General features: G+C 40.4%; 17 protein-coding genes. 13 read left to right on the top strand and 4 right to left on the bottom strand.

The genetic code is table 11. The features are described from left to right. Positions 1-357 precede the first annotated feature (357 nt). Positions 358-1,116, top strand: coding sequence for a hypothetical protein (locus tag FCN14_RS09870; RefSeq protein WP_212747613.1), 759 nt, complete (start codon positions 358-360; stop codon positions 1,114-1,116). Positions 1,117-1,415: 299 nt separating this feature from the next. Here FCN14_RS09870 and FCN14_RS09865 read toward each other — a convergent pair whose 3' ends face one another. Beyond that, positions 1,416-2,039, bottom strand: coding sequence for a hypothetical protein (locus tag FCN14_RS09865; protein ID WP_138431115.1), 624 nt, complete (start codon positions 2,037-2,039; stop codon positions 1,416-1,418). A 558-nt stretch (positions 2,040-2,597) separates the two neighbouring features. Here FCN14_RS09865 and mnmG point away from each other — a divergent pair. The 4 genes from mnmG (at position 2,598) to FCN14_RS09845 (ending at position 7,169) form a co-directional block, all read left to right on the top strand. Further along, complete coding sequence (gene mnmG / locus FCN14_RS09860; protein WP_138431114.1) at positions 2,598-4,487, top strand: tRNA uridine-5-carboxymethylaminomethyl(34) synthesis enzyme MnmG; 1,890 nt, start codon at positions 2,598-2,600, stop codon at positions 4,485-4,487. 40 nt (positions 4,488-4,527) lie between these two features. Then, complete coding sequence (locus FCN14_RS09855) at positions 4,528-5,160, top strand: 16S rRNA (guanine(527)-N(7))-methyltransferase RsmG (RefSeq protein WP_171032880.1); 633 nt, start codon at positions 4,528-4,530, stop codon at positions 5,158-5,160. A 98-nt stretch (positions 5,161-5,258) separates the two neighbouring features. After that, on the top strand, positions 5,259-6,200 hold the full coding sequence (locus FCN14_RS09850) for a helix-turn-helix transcriptional regulator (protein WP_138431112.1): 942 nt from the start codon (positions 5,259-5,261) through the stop codon (positions 6,198-6,200). Positions 6,201-6,221: 21 nt separating this feature from the next. Then, positions 6,222-7,169, top strand: coding sequence for an L-lactate dehydrogenase (locus FCN14_RS09845; RefSeq protein ID WP_138431111.1), 948 nt, complete (start codon positions 6,222-6,224; stop codon positions 7,167-7,169). Positions 7,170-7,252: 83 nt separating this feature from the next. Here the strand turns inward: FCN14_RS09845 and gyrA are convergent, their stop codons facing one another. Both gyrA and gyrB read right to left on the bottom strand, forming a co-directional pair. Then, positions 7,253-9,709, bottom strand: coding sequence for a DNA gyrase subunit A (gene gyrA, locus FCN14_RS09840; protein ID WP_138431110.1), 2,457 nt, complete (start codon positions 9,707-9,709; stop codon positions 7,253-7,255). Positions 9,710-9,768: 59 nt separating this feature from the next. Then, positions 9,769-11,700: a DNA topoisomerase (ATP-hydrolyzing) subunit B gene (gene gyrB / locus FCN14_RS09835; RefSeq protein ID WP_138431109.1), complete on the bottom strand. Its 1,932-nt coding sequence runs from the start codon at positions 11,698-11,700 to the stop codon at positions 9,769-9,771. A 286-nt stretch (positions 11,701-11,986) separates the two neighbouring features. Between gyrB and rpmB the strand changes: the two genes are divergently transcribed. The 8 genes from rpmB (at position 11,987) to FCN14_RS09795 (ending at position 16,407) form a co-directional block, all read left to right on the top strand. Next, positions 11,987-12,232 (top strand): 50S ribosomal protein L28, encoded by a 246-nt coding sequence (gene rpmB, locus FCN14_RS09830; protein WP_138431108.1) that lies wholly within the window; start codon positions 11,987-11,989, stop codon positions 12,230-12,232. 85 nt (positions 12,233-12,317) lie between these two features. Continuing rightward, positions 12,318-12,482, top strand: coding sequence for a 50S ribosomal protein L33 (rpmG, locus tag FCN14_RS09825; protein WP_138431107.1), 165 nt, complete (start codon positions 12,318-12,320; stop codon positions 12,480-12,482). Positions 12,483-12,499: 17 nt separating this feature from the next. After that, on the top strand, positions 12,500-12,673 hold the full coding sequence (locus FCN14_RS09820; protein ID WP_138431106.1) for a DUF4295 family protein: 174 nt from the start codon (positions 12,500-12,502) through the stop codon (positions 12,671-12,673). 111 nt (positions 12,674-12,784) lie between these two features. Continuing rightward, positions 12,785-13,240, top strand: coding sequence for a GatB/YqeY domain-containing protein (locus FCN14_RS09815; protein WP_138431105.1), 456 nt, complete (start codon positions 12,785-12,787; stop codon positions 13,238-13,240). A gap of 11 nt (positions 13,241-13,251) precedes the next feature. Then, the gene (locus FCN14_RS09810; RefSeq protein ID WP_138431104.1) at positions 13,252-13,821 is read left to right on the top strand and encodes a CvpA family protein; all 570 of its coding nucleotides are present in this window, start codon (positions 13,252-13,254) and stop codon (positions 13,819-13,821) included. 7 nt (positions 13,822-13,828) lie between these two features. Continuing rightward, positions 13,829-15,043 carry a tyrosine--tRNA ligase gene (gene tyrS, locus FCN14_RS09805; protein ID WP_138431103.1) on the top strand — a complete coding sequence of 405 codons (1,215 nt, stop codon included), beginning with the start codon at positions 13,829-13,831 and terminating at the stop codon, positions 15,041-15,043. Between the two features lie 73 nt (positions 15,044-15,116). Continuing rightward, positions 15,117-15,884 carry an exodeoxyribonuclease III gene (locus tag FCN14_RS09800; protein WP_138431102.1) on the top strand — a complete coding sequence of 256 codons (768 nt, stop codon included), beginning with the start codon at positions 15,117-15,119 and terminating at the stop codon, positions 15,882-15,884. Between the two features lie 73 nt (positions 15,885-15,957). Next, positions 15,958-16,407, top strand: coding sequence for a MarR family winged helix-turn-helix transcriptional regulator (locus FCN14_RS09795; RefSeq protein ID WP_138431101.1), 450 nt, complete (start codon positions 15,958-15,960; stop codon positions 16,405-16,407). A 7-nt stretch (positions 16,408-16,414) separates the two neighbouring features. On the opposite strand, the gene FCN14_RS09790 is transcribed toward FCN14_RS09795, so the two are convergent. Further along, on the bottom strand, positions 16,415-17,641 hold the full coding sequence (locus FCN14_RS09790; RefSeq protein WP_138431100.1) for an ABC transporter permease: 1,227 nt from the start codon (positions 17,639-17,641) through the stop codon (positions 16,415-16,417). Positions 17,642-17,668 lie beyond the last annotated feature (27 nt).

The raw sequence follows: 17,668 nt of genomic DNA, 5'->3' as shown, positions 1-17,668 counted from the left end.
TGTGGATGACGTCAATAATTGGGGATATAAATTAATAAACGGATTTTTAGAAATAGCTAAGCATGATTTTGAACTCATAAAGAGTAAAATGCTAAATAATCATTAAGTCCGACAGCTAATCTCAGCATTAACGCGTCCGCCCATCGTTTGTGCTTGGCTTTAAAAATCAGTTTTAGATAATTGATAATTCAACATTTCTGCGCCTGCAGCTTATACGTGATGTTCCAAGCCCCCCCTAATTTGCTTTTCTGCCTCCCTTTAACAACATTTTATTAATTATATTTATTTGTAAAGACAGGAGTCATCAAGACAAGAGTAAATAGAGGGGTGATTATGGGTAATCAAACTTCCCAAAAAGTGGATAGTATTGTTGATAACGATTCAAAACCAATCATAGATAGTTATTTTTATATTGGGTTAGCCCTGTTTATGATTGTGATCGCGATTATTGGTTTTTGGAACAATTATTTTGGCCCTTTCTTTTTTGGTACACTGGATGCCCATTGGTTAATTCATGTTCATGTTGTTGTCTTTGGTGCATGGTTGGTACTTTTTCTTGGTCAATCGGTTCTAGCCTCCAAAGGTAACATCAATTTTCATCAACAAATCGGAAGCTATTTCGGAATTCCTTGGGGGATCCTTCTTCTGATTCTTGGGTTTATCGTAACCTTTGCTGTTATTGCTCCCGGTGTTGGAGAAGACCATCAGACCCAAAATTATGCTGTCCCACTAATAGCCTCCCTCGGCGATCTGTTGGCATTTGCTATTCTACTTGCTGCTGCAATTTTATATCGCAAAAATCCTGCAATACATAAACGCTTTATGGTATTGGCTACGGCATCACTTATGGAAGCTCCTGTTGCTCGAATTGCAAGAGAAATTGGGATGCCTGAAGGTTTCTTAGTTTTAGTTTTAATGAGTCTTTCACCCGTATTTATTGCTATGGGCTATGATCGGTGGAAACGAGGAAGCATCCATAAAGTCTATTGGATAGGACTCGGATTTTTACTTGTAAAACTTAGTCGGTTTATATGGGCTGCTGAATCAGACTGGTGGCTTACTTCATCAGATTGGTTGATTGATAATATTTACCCACTTATAAACTCACTAATTTAATATCATTATATAAAGTAAGGCACCCTGCCCCTAAATAGGAAAATATCAATCTGCCATCTGGCTGAATTCCCTCGCCAGTTCTTCTCCATTCTCTGGCTATTTAGCGCTCCGTTCATTATTTATTAACTCAACATTCATTCACGAGCTGCTTATATGCATTGGTAAAGCACTAAATTTATCTCACCATATAAAAACCAATTAATCACCTAGCCCCCTTTTAAAACATTTTCAGCATACAGATTTTTGGGAGCTAATCTTCCATCAGTGGCCAGGGGTTGTAGCTACAGAGAACTACTTTTTCACCCTTCCACAGAATTCGATGAGAGTTCGTCACTGACCCCTTCTTCCCCTTCGGTGTCTGAAAAATAACTAAAAATGCCTAGCGCTCCCCCAATAATCGCGACCACATAAAATATAAGTGCCAAAATCTGTTGCCACTGACCCAGTATCGACATATCAACATACAAGTCAATGGCTATAAGGCCTCCCACCATCACTACTAAAAAAGTAATTAGGAGGAACCAACCCAAACCCCCCATCCTGGCAAACTCTTTCAGGTGCTCTCCCTTATCTGCTTCCTTGATCACCCAATAATGTGTGCGCACTTCTTCCAGCAATAATAAGTATCCACCTATCAAAACTATAAAAACGCTCATATTAGTCCAGTCCCCAAAATCCCACCGGTCCATCCAAAAAATCCAGCCCAGAAAGACTCCGAAGACCACTATGGTGGACAGTATATAGCGCACCCAAAATCCCTCCTGGTATTTTGGAAGTGGCCCCTCTCCTTTTGGTTGTCTCAGAAGGGTATCACAGTGCCTACATCGAAAATAGCCAGCTGCTTTTTCTTTCAAATTAACACCATTAAATCGAAAAGAAGGAAGTACCCCTACCGGTCTCTTGTCACAATTTGGACAGTTCATAGCCTATTTTTTTATTTTTCTCTTGTTAAAAGATCAACCTATAAAAAATAAAGCATACTTAAAATTGCTCATTATAATTTCTGTGAGAATAAGTTTGAAAATGTAGAACCATGAAATACTTAAACAAGCAATTAATGGTGCTACAGAAATCAACAAAGTTAGTGCCCGTGCCTTACAAGCCTTAAAAGAACTAATCGATGAGTATTAAAATCGTGGTGATATCGTTTTCATATTTACAGTAGTTGAAGGTCTCGTTTGAGATATCTTTAAACAATCCGGACTTGATGATGTGCTAGAACCAAACAATTTTATCCAATATAAATCATACACTCTTAGCCTTGAATAAGAACAAGAAACGGAATCTTATTGGCATAGAGTTGTGAGAAAACAAATATCAGCAGCTTGCTAAACATTTAACAATAAAACCCTTATTTTAAGAGACTCCCTGCCAAAGGGTATCAAGGATTGAGGAGAATATAAAAATCCTATCTGAGTACAGAATACAACAGAATATTAATAACACTTAATAAGTGTAATAAAAACATACACTTACATAAAATGAATTCTTTATATCCTCATTACGATGTCATCGTTGTCGGTGCCGGTCACGCCGGAAGTGAAGCCGCCGGTGCAGCTGCAGAAATAGGCGCAAAAACACTTCTTATTACAATGAATCTTGATGCCATCGCAAAGATGTCTTGTAATCCTGCCATTGGTGGTGTTGCAAAAGGTCAGCTTGTAAAAGAGATTGATGCCCTTGGCGGACTGATGGGTAAGGTTGCTGATAGATCAGGCGTTCAGTTTCGGATTTTGAATACCAGTAAAGGACCCGCCATGTGGAGTCCCCGTTGCCAAAGTGACCGCGCTTTATATAGCAAGACCATGCGTGAGGAATTAGAAAAGAAAGAAAACCTTCATTTTCGCCAAGATAATGTTGTTGATGTACTGACCACCGATAACGGAAAAAAAGCTACCGGAGTACGCACTGCAACCGGGCAAACCTTTGAGGCCCAATCAGTTATACTCACCACCGGAACTTTTGGAAATGGCCTTATGCATATAGGTGATACCAACTTTGGTGGTGGACGTTCCGGTGAACGAGCCTCTATTGGAATATCTGCTGCTCTTGAAGATTTGGGCTTCGAGGTAGGACGTCTTAAAACAGGGACACCCCCGCGTATTGATGGGAGATCAATTGATTTGGACCAGCTGCAGATTCAGTATGGTGATGAAGAACCTACGGCTTTCTCCTTCATGACAGACTCCCTGCCGACACGGGAAGAACAACTCACCTGCTGGATTGGCGACACCAATGAAGAAGTCCATGATGTATTGCGATCCGGCTTTGATCGAAGCCCCATGTTTAATGGGACAATCGAATCTACGGGTCCGCGATATTGCCCAAGTATTGAAGACAAAATAAATCGTTTTTCTGATAAAGATAGCCATCAACTTTTCTTAGAACCGGAAGGATGGAATACCTATGAGATGTATCTCAATGGTTTCTCCACCTCTCTTCCAGAGGATGTTCAGTACAAAGCACTCCGTACTATTCCCGGGTTTGAAGATGCCGTAATGCTTAGACCCGGCTATGCTATTGAATATGATTATTTCCCGCCTTATCAAATCCGTAGAAGTATGGAGACGAAAATTACGGATGGCTTGTTTTTTGCGGGACAAATAAACGGTACTACCGGCTATGAAGAAGCCGCTTGCCAGGGATTAATGGCCGGTATCAATGCTGCTCGTAAAGTAGAGGGAAAAGATGAATTTATCCTAAAACGCTCCGAAGCATATATTGGAGTACTCATTGATGACCTTATTACAAAAGGTACTGAAGAACCGTATCGTATGTTTACCTCACGGGCAGAACATCGCATACTGCTTCGACAGGATAACGCTGACCTTCGTCTTACCGAACTTGGGCATAAAATCGGTCTTACTTCCGAAAAACGATTCGAACAGTACAAAGAGAAAAAAGAATCTATTGACAAGCTACATGATCTACTAGCTGACTATACGGTATATCCCGAGAAAATGGACCCAATGCTTGAAGTGAACGGGACCTCTACCCTTACCCAGCCTGTTAAAGCCAAAACCTTGATCCCCCGACCCGAACTTTCGATCCGTAATATCATGGAGGCGGACCCTGAACTTAAAGCGAAGGCCTTAGAAATCACAACCGATGAGCTTGTTTTTGAACAGGTAGAAATACAGATTAAGTACGCGGGATATATTGAAAAGGAATTTGAAATGGTAGAAGAGATGAAAAAACAGGAAGATACCCTTATTCCCGAATCTCTGGATTACGACAAAATTGAGAGTCTTTCTGCCGAAGGAAAACAAAAGATGGATCGTATCCGTCCAGAAACCCTGGGTCAGGCGAGCAGAATTAGCGGCGTAAGCCCCAGCGATGTCTCTGTCCTTATGGTATATCTCAAAAACTAACAATTAACGTCCCTCCTAACACTAAACGCCCCTGTTTCACGTGGAACATCACAATATTTCGACAAAACCCGTTTCACGTGAAACATTTGATCGTACTGATCAGATCATCAGTAAATATAATGAGCAGATTGAACTCTATCTTGAACGCCTACTTTGGTGGAACAAGCGCGTCAACCTCGTAAGCCGCAATGTTTCACGTGGAACAATATTAAACCATATACAGCATTCCCTGCTACTATCCCAACTTGATGTCTTTAAAGAAGCCAAGTTAATTGTTGATGCGGGAACCGGTGGCGGACTCCCGGGCATACCGCTTGCCATCACTCACTCCGATAAACACATGGTACTTAATGATTTAGTAACCAAGAAATGCATGGCCATGAAGCAGATGGCACAGAAAATATCCCTGACAAACATCGGAATTATTGATGGATCAATAGAAAACATTCAACAAGAGGAACCTTTTTTATTGATTTCAAAGCACGCCTTTAAGATCAATAATCTATTCCAGATGACGGCCCACCTGCCCTGGAGAAAAATGGTGCTATACAAAGGGACCTCGTTTGAGGAAGAACTTCAAGAAATATCCCCTTCCCTTGATATTCAATGCTATGACCTCTCAAGCTATTCCGAGTTTTATACGGGTAAAGCCCTGGTGGTAGTCAACCGGTAATATCACTTTTGCCTTGCAACTCATTCTACTGATAAAGTAATAAGTAAAAGTTATATTGGGCTTTCAATAAAAAAGCTAAAGCCTCAACCACCCTATCAATGAATAGCTCTGAACGACGGATGAAACTCATCCTTATGCTTCAACAATCCAACAGTCGAATAACAGTAGACACCATTGCAGAAAAGTTTGATATAAGCAGGCGGACGGTCTTTCGTGATTTCAATGCCCTCTCTGAGATGAACGTTCCCGTAACGCACGACAAATATAAAGGCTATGGGATTTTACCTAATTATAAAATCCCCCCTCTTATGTTTACCTCAAAAGAACTTGCTACCATTATGGTCGGGCTTAATTTTGTAAAATCCCAGGTGGACAAAAGGTTGATTGATGATGCAAAAGGAGTTGAATTAAAAATAAAAGAGGTCATTCCTGATGACCTTAGAGATTTTATGGAATCGATCGAAGAGCGTACGGTTGTTGATCCATACATGAATTTTGGGGCAGACAAAATGGAGGGCGGTGATTGGTATATTATCAGTAATGCAATTTCTCAAAATCAAGCAATTAAATTTAACTACCGGTCAAGATCCGGAGAAGAAACTACGAGTAGAAAAATTGATCCCTATCTTATTGTTTTCTATCGCGATCACTGGAATGTGATTGGCCACTCCCACAAAAGAGAAGCTGTTCGAAATTTCGTGCTGGATCGCATGTCTGATATCCAACTTTTAGACGAAGATTTTGTCCCATATGGCAAAATCGACGTAAAAGCCCTTATTTTTCGTTCTGACGGGAAATCCCACAAAATAGAGGTAAATGTACACAAGTCGATAGAAAAGCGCTTTAAAGCCAATTTGCCGGCTAATATTTTAAAGAAAAAAGAGATAAATCCTAATTTTATTCGGTGCGGGTTTACTTTCGACAATTTGGACTTCATCAATGAGTGGCTACTCCAATTTGCAAATGATATTAAAATAGTTAAGCCAGATCTTTTAATAGAAAAAAGAAATAGATTATTACAATCTATGATTGATAATTAAACACCCCTTAATGATGACCTTATGATTCAAAAACAATCAGTTGCTATAATAGGTACCGGAAATGTAGGAGTTGCCGCAGCATATGCCCTTTTCAATCAGCGCATTGTCAGCGAAATTATTTTAGTAGATCTGGATGATGAAAAAGCAGAAGGAGAAGCTATGGATCTTATGCATGGCCAGCTGTTGGTGGGAAATGTGAAGGTTCGCTCTGGAACTTATGAAGATCTTACCGATTCTCAAGTTATTGTAGTTACCGCAGGCGTGGGGCAAAACTCACCGGATGAATCTCGCCTCGAGCTATTAAACAGAAACGCCTCAGTTTTTAGAGATATCATTTCAAATCTTGATAAATATGCTCCTAATGCAATTCTTATTATCGCAACCAATCCTGTTGATATCTTAACATATGTCTCACAACAATTGAGCTCCCGAAATCCACATAAAATTCTGGGAACAGGCACCCTGTTGGATACGGCACGATTTCGTGCACTACTAGGTCAATACTATAATATCGATCCTAGATCAGTCCATGCTTATATTTTGGGTGAACATGGTGATTCAGAGGTTCCAATTTGGAGTCAGGCAAATATTGGAGGAAAACCCATAATAAACAATACCATCATGTCTAAATCGTATGACAAAGAAACGCTAGATCAATTGTTTATTAAAGCGAAGAATGCAGCTTACCAGATCATTGAAAAAAAAGGTTATACTAATTTGGCTATTGGCGTTGTAATTGCGCGAATTGTAGATGGGATATTGGCAAACGAAAAAAGTGTAATTCCAATTAGTGTCTCCTGGGATGGGGAATACGGGATTACAGATGTGTGCATGAGTATTCAGAGTGTTATTGGCGTTGATGGGGTTAAGGGAGTTGTAACACCAAAAATATCGGACCAAGAAATAGCCGGACTTAAAAAATCAGCAACCATCTTAAAAGAAAGCCTTTCAGCAATATCAATAAATTGAAGTTAAAACAGTTACATTAAAAAAGCCCTGCCGGGCAATGAAACCCAGCAGGGTAAACTGTAAAGTTTGAAGCAGTTTGTACTTTAAACTGTTTCGTCCTCCTCTTCATTAACGACGGGAGTGACGGCTGCAATCTTTCCATCTGAATCGAGGCGCATAATTCGAACTCCCTGGGTATTGCGTCCCATGGTACGAATACCACCACAATTCATTCTAATTACTTTTCCGCCTTCGGTTATCACCATCAGGTCATCTTTATCAGAAACCTGCTTAAGAGCAATCAGTTCACCGGTTTTCTGTGTAACCTTGAGCGTAATAACACCTTTTCCACCACGGCTCTGTTCTCTGTAATCTTCTACAAGAGAACGTTTCCCGTATCCATTTTCGGAAATAGCCAATACCGTTGCCTCATGAGTATTTCTGAGTACAACCATATCAACCAGCTCGTTATCATCACCAAGATCCATACCTTTCACTCCGGTAGTATTACGTCCCATATCTCGAACTTCATCTTCATGGAATCGGATAGCACGACCTTTGCGATTAGATAAGAGCACATTACTCTCACCGTCAGTTAATGAAGCCTCAAGTAAGGCATCACCTTCTCTAATGTTAATACCGATAATACCATCACTACGTGGACGACTATAAGCTTCAAGCGAAGTTTTCTTAACCTGCCCTTCTTTAGTGGCCATTATAATGTAGTGATTGTTGATATACTCCTCGTCATCAAGAGTCTTAACAGGAACAAAGGTTTTGATAGAATCATCCTTTTCAATATTGATCAGGTTGACAATTGCTCGTCCCCTTGCTGTTCGTGAGGCTTCCGGAATTTCATAAACTTTCAACCAGTAACATTGTCCCTTCTCAGTAAAGAATAGAATATAATTATGATTGGTAGCCACAAACAGATGCTCTACGTATTCGTCATCTTTTGTAGTAGTTCCTTTCATTCCTTTACCGCCACGTTTCTGTCGACGATACCCACTCACAGGCATTCGTTTAATGAAGCCCTTGTTTGAAATAGTCACAACTACATCTTCATCAGCGATCATATCTTCAACGCTGAAGTCTTCAGCAGAGTGTACAACCTGTGTACGACGAGCATCACCATAACGATCTTTAAGTTCAAGAAGCTCTTCTTTGATAATATCAGTCTGACGACTTCTATTCCAAAGAATTTCCCTAAAGTCAGCAATCTTATCAGCAATTTCCTTGTATTCAAGCTCAACCTTATCACGCTCAAGGCCAGTAAGCTTTTGCAGTCGCATATCCAGTATTGCCTTGGCTTGGATATCGGTAAGTGCAAACTGGCTACGAAGTGCTTCATTTGCCTCTTTAGGACTGTCTGAGGCACGAATTGTTTTAATTACTTCATCAAGATCATCAAGAGCAATCTTTAGACCTTCAAGAATATGAGCACGAGCTTCTGCCTGGTTCAAGTCATACAGCGTTCGCCTTATTACAATTTCAATACGATGCTCAACGTAGTGGTAGATAAGCTCTTTTAGAGGCATAACCTTGGGGCGCCCTTTGACAAGCGCCAAGCTAATAACTCCAAAGGTAGTCTGCATCTGGGTATATTTATACAGCTGATTTAAGACAATGCCAGTATTGGCATTTCTTTTAAGCACAACCACAATACGCATTCCATCTCTGTCAGATTCATCCCGAATCTCAGAGATCTCATCAATCTTATCGTTCTGTGTTAACTTGGCTATCTTCTTAACCAGAGTAGTTTTATTAACCTGGTATGGAATTTCAGTAATGACAATCTGCTCGCGTCCATGGCGTAACTCCTCGGTAGTACAGCGAGCACGAAGGGTAATCTTACCACGCCCGGTTTCATATGCCTCTTTAACACCACCGTATCCATAAATGATACCTCCAGTTGGGAAGTCGGGAGCCGTAATATGCTCCATCAACCCTTTGCAGTCGATATCCGGGTTATCAAGATAGGCGACAATTCCGTCAATGGTTTCTTCTATATTATGAGGTGCCATATTAGTGGCCATCCCCACAGCAATACCCGAGGCCCCGTTAAGCAACAGGTTGGGTAGCATGCTTGGCAGTACTGTCGGTTCTTGAAGAGTATCATCAAAGTTCGTTTGGTAGTCAACCGTATTCTTATTGATGTCGGTCAACATCTCTTCTGCAATACGCTGCATGCGAACCTCAGTATAACGCATAGCCGCTGCAGAGTCACCATCAATAGAACCAAAGTTCCCTTGTCCGTCAACTAACGGATACCGCAGAGAAAAGTCCTGCACCATTCGAACGATAGAGTCATATACTGCAGAGTCGCCGTGTGGGTGATACTTACCCAATACCTCTCCTACAATACGAGCACTCTTTTTATAATTTCTATTGTGAAGCATGCCCAGCTCGCTCATTCCGTACAAAATACGGCGGTGGACCGGCTTCAGCCCATCCCGAACATCAGGTAAGGCACGAGATACAATAACAGACATCGAGTAATCGATGTAAGCCGACTGCATCTCATCTTCTATCGCAATAGGTACAATTTTTTCTTTCGCCATAGATAAGTCTAATCTAAGTCAGTGGTTAATCTAAATTTAGTTGTCTTGTAAGGTTGCTGTTAAATATCCAGCGTAGCATACTTCGCATTTTGTTCAATAAACTCACGACGTGGTTTCACATCAGAGCCCATTAGACGAGAAAAGAGTTTATCAGCAGCTGCTGCATTTTCAACCGTTACTCGTTGAAGCGTTCGGGTTTCCGGATCCATCGTGGTTTCCCAAAGCTGTTCTGGGTTCATTTCACCAAGTCCCTTATACCGTGATACATCAAACTTTTTCCTGGAGCTTTTCAGATCCTTAATAATTTTATCACGGGTATCATCATCCCATGCATACTCAATATTATCTCTTGTATAAGAAATTCTATAGAGAGGAGGAGTCGCAATATAAACATGTCCGCCTTCTACCAGAGGTTTCATATATCGATAGAAGAAAGTGAGTAACAGTGTTCTAATGTGAGATCCATCAACATCGGCATCAGTCATAATAATAATCTTGTGATACCGCAGGTTGTCAAGATCAAAATCTTCTTCTGAGTGCCCTACTCCGGCACCAAGAGCTGTAATCATCGCCTGAATTTCATTGTTCTTCAGGATACGATTTATCTTAGCTTTCTCGGTATTTAATATCTTACCGCGGAGTGGAAGAATAGCTTGGAAGCTACGATTACGACCCATCTTAGCAGAACCGCCAGCAGAGTCACCCTCCACCAGGTAGATTTCACTGTGTTCAGGATCTTTAATAGAGCAATCTGCCAACTTACCGGGAAGACCGCCGCCACTCATTGCACTTTTTCGTTGTATAAGTTTCCGTGCTTTTTTAGCAGCCTGTCGAGCTTCAGCAGCAAGAATCACTTTTTCAAGAATAGTCTTGGCCGTCTTGGGATTACGCTCGAGGTACTCATTCATCTGTTCGTAAACGATAACTTCAACAGCACTTTGTACCTCAGAGTTACCAAGCTTAGTTTTTGTCTGGCCCTCAAACTGTGGTTCAGGAACTTTAACACTCAATACAGCAGTCATTCCCTCACGGAAATCACTTCCTGATACTTTAATATCACTTTTGATCAGGTTATTATCTTTTGCATACTTTTTAAGAGAACGCGTTAACGCACGCCTGAATCCAGATATATGAGTTCCACCCTCGCGCGTGTTAATATTATTAACGTATGAATGCACATTCTGGGAGTAGCTTCCATTATATTGTATGGCAAGCTCAACCGGTACCATATCAACCTCACCCTCAATAAGGATAGGCTCCTCCATCATTGGCTCACGGTCTTCATCAAGATATTGAACAAAGTCTTTAACTCCGCCATCATAATGAAACTCATCTTCCAATTCTCCATCATCATCGCGATCATCACGTAATAAAATGGTAATCTGCGGATTAAGGAATGCAAGCTCCCTCATCCGGGTGGCAATAATTTCGTATTTAAATTCTGTAGTCTGCTTAAATATCTCAGGGTCGGGAGTAAACGTAATGGTTGTACCCGTTTTATCCGTTTTACCCTTCACCTTAAGTGGCTGTACGGTTTTACCGTGCTCAAATTCCATTACATAAATTTCCCCATCGCGATGTACTTCAGCATAGAAATGAGAGGAAAGCCCATTCACACAACTTACACCTACACCGTGCAATCCACCCGATACCTTATAAGTATTGCTGTCAAACTTACCACCTGCATGGAGCTTAGTTAGCACTACTTCTACCGCCGGTAATTTTATTTTCGGATGTTCATCAACCGGAATTCCACGCCCATTATCTGTAATTGTAATGGAGCCGTCTTCATTAATTATAATCTCGATTAGATCACAGTGACCTTCCATTGCTTCATCAATGGAATTATCAATAACCTCATTGATCAAGTGGTGAAGCCCGCGCTGACCAGTGTCTCCGATATACATCGCCGGACGCTTACGAACAGCTTCGAGGCCTTCTAAAACCTGTATATTTTCCGCCTTATAATCTGATTTTTTTTCTTTCGCCATAAATAAAGGTGTGACTAGGGGTTAAAACAATGATGAAGACGCCTGAAAATAGCGCATAAATAGGCAAAATCAAAGAAAGCAATACCCCTCATCGCCAAAAGTTGAGATAAGCTTGTAAATGCTATTTAAAGAGTCTTTTAAATTGCCTGAATACAGCTAAAACCCAGCGTCTGAATCGGTCCAAATATGTAAAAAAAATCAGTGTAAAAGAAACATTGATCTTTTTTTGTAATAAGCCTATTTTTCCAGTCTATCTGAGAAACACAATTAATGAGTTTTTATTGACATGGCACGTAAAGATGATATAACAGGAAAAGGAGCGCAGAACGGCTATCGCTCTTCAAAGTCCAACAACAAGACGAAGCACAAGTTTCAGCAGAATCTGCAAAAGAAGAAGTTTTATGTACCCGAGGAAGACAAGTGGGTTACATTAAAAGTTTCTGCAAAGACGCTTCGCACAATTAACAAGAAAGGCATTCATGCCGTTTTGAAAGAAGCCCGTAAAAAAGGAACTATCATAAAAGACGTATAACTTAGTTATCGGTTCATTGTTATTTATTGTTTGGCGCAGAAGCACTACAAATAACAATAGCTAATAACCAGAAAGACACAAGATTATGGCAAAAGGAAATAGAATACAAGTAATTTTAGAGTGTACCGAAAAACCGGGCTCATCCAGATATGTTACGACTAAGAATCGTCGTAATTCACCTGACCGTCTTGAGCTCAAGAAGTATAATCCGGTTCTTCAAAAGCACACCGTTCACAAAGAAATTAAATAGTATAATAGAGTAGAGTTATGGCTAAGAAGAAAACATTTGGAACAGAAGGGGAAGGAAGCAGTTCCTCAGACCGACGCATGGCAAAGGTAATTGTTGCTACTAAAACCGACAACAACAAGTACGGTTATAAAGAAGCAATTATTGACCAAGACGATGTAAAAGACTTTATTAAGGAAAATAAAGAGAACTAAGACCTAGTCTTTACTTGCCAAAAAGGTTGCATTCGTTTTTACGAGTGGAGCCTTTTTTTATGAGATGGGTTCCCCCATTCACATTACCGTTAACTTTAAAATTACGGCATCATGGCTATAAAAGAACAGATCATGGCTGACCTCAAACAGGCCATGAAAAACAAAGACAAAAAACGTCTTCTCGTTCTTCGTTCACTAAAATCTAAGCTTTTAGAACGTGAGATAAGTGAACGAGAAGGTGGTGAAGGTTCTATTTCTGACGAGCAGGCTATTGAGGTATTAATGAAGGCGGCCAAGCAGCGTAAAGAATCTATCGATCAATTTGAGAAGGGAGATCGTGCTGACCTGGCTGAAAATGAAAAGGAAGAGCTCGAAATCATTGAATCGTATCTCCCAAAGATGCTTTCGGAAGAAGAAATTCGGGACGTGGCTCAAAATATAATTGATGAACTTGGTGCCAGTGATATGTCTGATATGGGGCAGGTTATGGGTGTTATGATGCAAGAACTTAAAGGCAAAGCAGAAGGCTCGCTTGTCAGCAAAGTGGTAAAAGAAGAACTCTCATAGTTTAACAAGTCATGAATCTGCTGGATATACTGATACTTCTGCCCATCGCATATTTTTGTTACCGCGGATTCATGAATGGAATCATCAAAGAAGTTCTAAGTATCGTTGGCATAATACTAGCCGTGTTCTTCACTTTTCAATATATGGAACCGGTTGGTCGTATTATTGAGCCGCTTTTCGAAGAAAAAGCTTCTTTTGTACCCTTTATTTCGGGCTTGGTAATTTTCATCGGTACCATTGCAGGGGTAAACCTGGTTGCTTACCTCAGTAAAAAGTTTTTAGAAACAATTAAACTTAATTTTATCAATAGAATTGCCGGAGCCCTTTTCAGTTCTTTAAAAAGTGGTATTGTTATTAGTGCCATTCTGCTTATCATGGCTGGTTTTAGTCTTCCTTCACAGCAATCCCGCGATGCTTCTGCAACCTATTCTTATGTTATTTATTTAGCCCCCTGGGCGTATGATATCGTTGCTACTGTCTATCCCGGTGCCGAAGACTTTAAAGCAACCATCGAAAAGACACTCGAGCAAAACAATCCTATTAATAATTTCCCAACCTTAGATAAGAACAGTAATCCCTAATTATACTATGGCCTTCTTACCTGTTGACGAACAACTTGAAGTAATTAAAAGAGGTACTGTTGAAATTGTACCTGAAGATGAGCTTGTTGAAAAGCTCAAAAGATCAAAGAAAGATGATAAACCTCTTAAAATTAAATTAGGTTGTGACCCCACGCGACCTGACCTGCATCTTGGTCACTCGGTAATTCTACGCAAATTGCGGCAGTTCCAAGACCTGGGCCACGAAGCAATCTTGATTATTGGAGATTTTACTGCCTTGATTGGTGACCCCACGGGCCAAAATAAAACACGGCCGGCGCTCAGCCCTGAAGAAATTAAAGAGAATGCCAAAACGTATCTTGACCAAGCCACAAAAATATTAGATGAATCTCAAACTACGATCGTTTACAACTCTGAATGGTTAGGAACTATGAACTTTCAAGATGTTATTAAACTGACATCTAAGCTTACGGTTGCTCGTATGATCGAACGCGACGACTTCTCTAAGCGATATAACAACAATGAACCTATATCACTTCATGAGTTCCTGTACCCGTTGGCACAAGGACAAGATTCTGTTCATCTACAATCAGATGTAGAGTTAGGCGGTACTGATCAAAAATTTAACCTGTTGGTAGGCCGAGAACTACAAAAAGATGATGGACAAGAGCCACAGATTGCACTCATGATGCCTCTGCTGGTTGGTACTGACGGATCCAAGAAAATGTCCAAATCTTACGACAATTACATTGGTATTACTGAAGATGCTAATGATATGTATGGAAAGGTTCTTTCTATCCCCGATGAGCTGATGTACTCTTGGTTTGAGCTGGTCTCCGATATTGATGTAGACGAGTTGTCTAAGTATAAAACGAAGATTGAAGAAGATCCTCGAAATACCAAACATGAACTTGCCCTCTCTGTTACTCGAATCTATCACGGAGAAGAAAAAGCGAAAGCTGCTCGCGAACACTTTGAAAAAACAGTGATCGGTAATGCAGTTCCCGATGATGCTCCTACCCTTGAGTATGAACAAGGAACCGAAGTCCGACTGCTGGATATTGTTTCTGACGCAGAGTTTACTTCAAGTAATGGCGAAACAAAGCGGTTAATCAAACAGGGCGGTATTTCTATTGATGATGAGAAAATATCTGACAAAGGCTACAGTATCACCTTTGAAGATGATACCGAATTTACTTTAAAAGTCGGTAAGCGTAAATATGCTATTGTAAAGACAAAATAACAGCTGATAGTTACTACGCGACCTGTAAGCACTTTACTCATTAAAACTCATCTAACTGATAGATCCAGAAGCTTTGCTAAAAATATCATCTTTAAACGTTAACGGTATCCGTGCAGCGCATCGACACGGCTTTACTGATTGGGTAAACCAAGAAGACCCTGATATCATATGCCTGCAGGAGCTTCGCGCACTTGAACATCAAGTACCCGGCCCAATAAAAAAGCTGGATTATCACGGACAGTATCATACGGCAGAAAAAAAGGGCTATTCGGGGGTTGGTATCTTATCAAAAGAAAAGCCTTTAGAGATTGAAAAAGGAATTGGGGTTGACTGGATTGACAGTGAAGGCAGAGTTATTAAAGCTGAATTTGAAGATCTTATTGTCTTTTCTATTTATGCTCCCAGTGGCACTACCGGTGACGAACGTCAGGATCTAAAAATGGATTTCTTAGATCATTTCCTGCCTTTTGCTCAAAAGTACCTTTCCGGAGATAAACCAGTTGTATTTTGTGGCGATTATAACATCTGCCATAAACCAATTGATATTCATAATCCGAAAAGAAATAAAAACACCTCCGGTTTTTTACCCGAAGAGCGAAAGTGGGTAACAAAATTATTAGAAATCGGATTTGAAGATGTATATCGACGTCTGCATGAGGGAGAACCCGACCTATATAGCTGGTGGAGCTATCGTGCCGCCTCAAAAGAACGCAATAAAGGCTGGCGTATTGACTATCATATGACTTGCCCAACAATGCTGGAATCAGCTGAAAAAGCTGTCATAGAGATGGATTGGGACCTTTCAGACCATGCCCCCGTTACAATCAGTTATTCCCTTTAATGGTATTGATGCTCTAAAATATTATATTATCACAGGCTAACTACTTAATACTCAACCATTTACCCTTACCTCAATGGGTACGCATTACAACGGTAGCGACAAAGAACAAAAAACACTTGATGCTTTTATTAAATTGATGCGCGCAACAGAATCGATTAATAATCGATTAAACCGCCATTTGACCGAAGCTGATTTAACAGTCAGCCAATTTGGGGTATTAGAAGCACTTCTTCACTTAGGCCCCCTAAACCAAAAAGCATTGGCCGAAAAACTGCTGAAAAGTGGTGGAAATATAACCATGGTAGTAGATAACCTAGAAAAGAATAACTGGGTTGAACGACAAAAGGATCCTGAAGATCGACGATCGGTGCTTGTTCATTTAACCACAGAAGGTGAAGAGTTTATTTCCTCCTACTTTCCAAAACACCTTGAATTAATTTTGGATGAGTTTGAAGTTCTATCTGATGAAGAGCTTGAAAGTATCAGTAAAATATGCAAAAAGCTGGGCCTTCAGGAAGAATAGCTTTCCTTTAATCGTAACGTATTGCTTCGGCAGGTTCTACAGTTGAAGCCCTTCTTGCAGGATACCAACTAGCCAATAAACAAAGCACTAAACTTCCCGCCAGTACTATAAATACATCAAAGAAGTTTATCGTTACCGGGTAGGCATCAATAATAAAGGCAGAAGAGAGTTTGATAAGTCCATACTCTTTCTGTAACCAACTCAAAAGTAATCCCAGGCCTCCTCCAATACCACATCCGATTAAGCCAATATACAAGCCCTGCCGCATAAAAATATTTTTAATATCATCCGGGGTAAATCCCATCGTTAGCAATACTCCTATATCCCTGTTTTTTTGGATCACAATCATAGTAAGTGAGCCAATAATATTTAAAACTGCGACAATGACAATAATCATCAGTATAAAATAGGAGCTCCATTTTTCAAGATACATCACATCATAAAGGGGACGCTGTAGGTCGTACCAGGTAGATATCTTGAAATCATCCCCTAACAATTGAGCAAATGAGGCCTTAAGCTCTTCGGCTTGCTCCGTCTGTTGCAGACGCACCTCAATGCCCGAGACCTTAGAACGAGTTTCAAAAAGACGTTGCGCCGCTTCTAAATCAACAAATAACCCCGGTCCATCTGTAATTCCCTGCCTGCTATATGTTCCTCTTATTTCAAACCGATATGTGCGAGGCATTGAAAATTGTGTTAAAGATTTCCGCATTCCATCTGCACTCAATAATACGACTTGGTCCCCTACCCCTAAACCGAGCTCAGCCATCAAGGCACTCGTCATAAGAATGCCCGGCTTTTTATTACGCACTTTTAGATCCGCTGATCCCTCAACTATACTTTCATCCAGTTTATTAATCTTAAAATAGTTTTCTGGATCGATCCCTCGCACATTTACTACCTTATCAGTATCTCTATTAAAAGCAAGTAATGCTTTGCCTTCAATAAATGGTGCAAGATCTCGAACCTCCTTAATACCGGATAGTTTTTTTTTCATATCTCCGGTATACAAAAAGGAATCAGAAGCTTTTGACTCTATCCGAATATCAGGATCATTTTGTAGCAGAAAACCCTTGATAACTTCAAAAAAACCACTAAACACAGACAACACCACAATTAGCAATGCCGTACCGATGGTAACCCCGGTTATACTGATTCCCGTAAGTGTAGAGATTAAAGAAATATGCTTTTTAGAAAAAAGGTAGCGCTTGGCTATAAAACCTGTGGTTTTCATGGGGTAGAAGATAGAAATTTATAACCG

The organism is Fodinibius saliphilus (genome assembly GCF_005869845.1).
Lineage (GTDB): Bacteria > Bacteroidota > Rhodothermia > Balneolales > Balneolaceae > Fodinibius > Fodinibius saliphilus.
This window is presented reverse-complemented; position numbering and strand designations above follow the sequence as displayed.

Coding starts and splice junctions, on each gene's coding strand:
- FCN14_RS09865 (WP_138431115.1), bottom strand. CDS start 2,039: ATGAACTGTCCAAATTGTGACAAGAGACCGGTAGGGGTACTTCCTTCT.
- mnmG (WP_138431114.1), top strand. CDS start 2,598: ATGAATTCTTTATATCCTCATTACGATGTCATCGTTGTCGGTGCCGGT.
- FCN14_RS09850 (WP_138431112.1), top strand. CDS start 5,259: ATGAATAGCTCTGAACGACGGATGAAACTCATCCTTATGCTTCAACAA.
- FCN14_RS09845 (WP_138431111.1), top strand. CDS start 6,222: ATGATTCAAAAACAATCAGTTGCTATAATAGGTACCGGAAATGTAGGA.
- gyrA (WP_138431110.1), bottom strand. CDS start 9,709: ATGGCGAAAGAAAAAATTGTACCTATTGCGATAGAAGATGAGATGCAG.
- gyrB (WP_138431109.1), bottom strand. CDS start 11,700: ATGGCGAAAGAAAAAAAATCAGATTATAAGGCGGAAAATATACAGGTT.
- rpmB (WP_138431108.1), top strand. CDS start 11,987: ATGGCACGTAAAGATGATATAACAGGAAAAGGAGCGCAGAACGGCTAT.
- rpmG (WP_138431107.1), top strand. CDS start 12,318: ATGGCAAAAGGAAATAGAATACAAGTAATTTTAGAGTGTACCGAAAAA.
- FCN14_RS09820 (WP_138431106.1), top strand. CDS start 12,500: ATGGCTAAGAAGAAAACATTTGGAACAGAAGGGGAAGGAAGCAGTTCC.
- FCN14_RS09815 (WP_138431105.1), top strand. CDS start 12,785: ATGGCTATAAAAGAACAGATCATGGCTGACCTCAAACAGGCCATGAAA.
- FCN14_RS09810 (WP_138431104.1), top strand. CDS start 13,252: ATGAATCTGCTGGATATACTGATACTTCTGCCCATCGCATATTTTTGT.
- tyrS (WP_138431103.1), top strand. CDS start 13,829: ATGGCCTTCTTACCTGTTGACGAACAACTTGAAGTAATTAAAAGAGGT.
- FCN14_RS09795 (WP_138431101.1), top strand. CDS start 15,958: ATGGGTACGCATTACAACGGTAGCGACAAAGAACAAAAAACACTTGAT.
- FCN14_RS09790 (WP_138431100.1), bottom strand. CDS start 17,641: ATGAAAACCACAGGTTTTATAGCCAAGCGCTACCTTTTTTCTAAAAAG.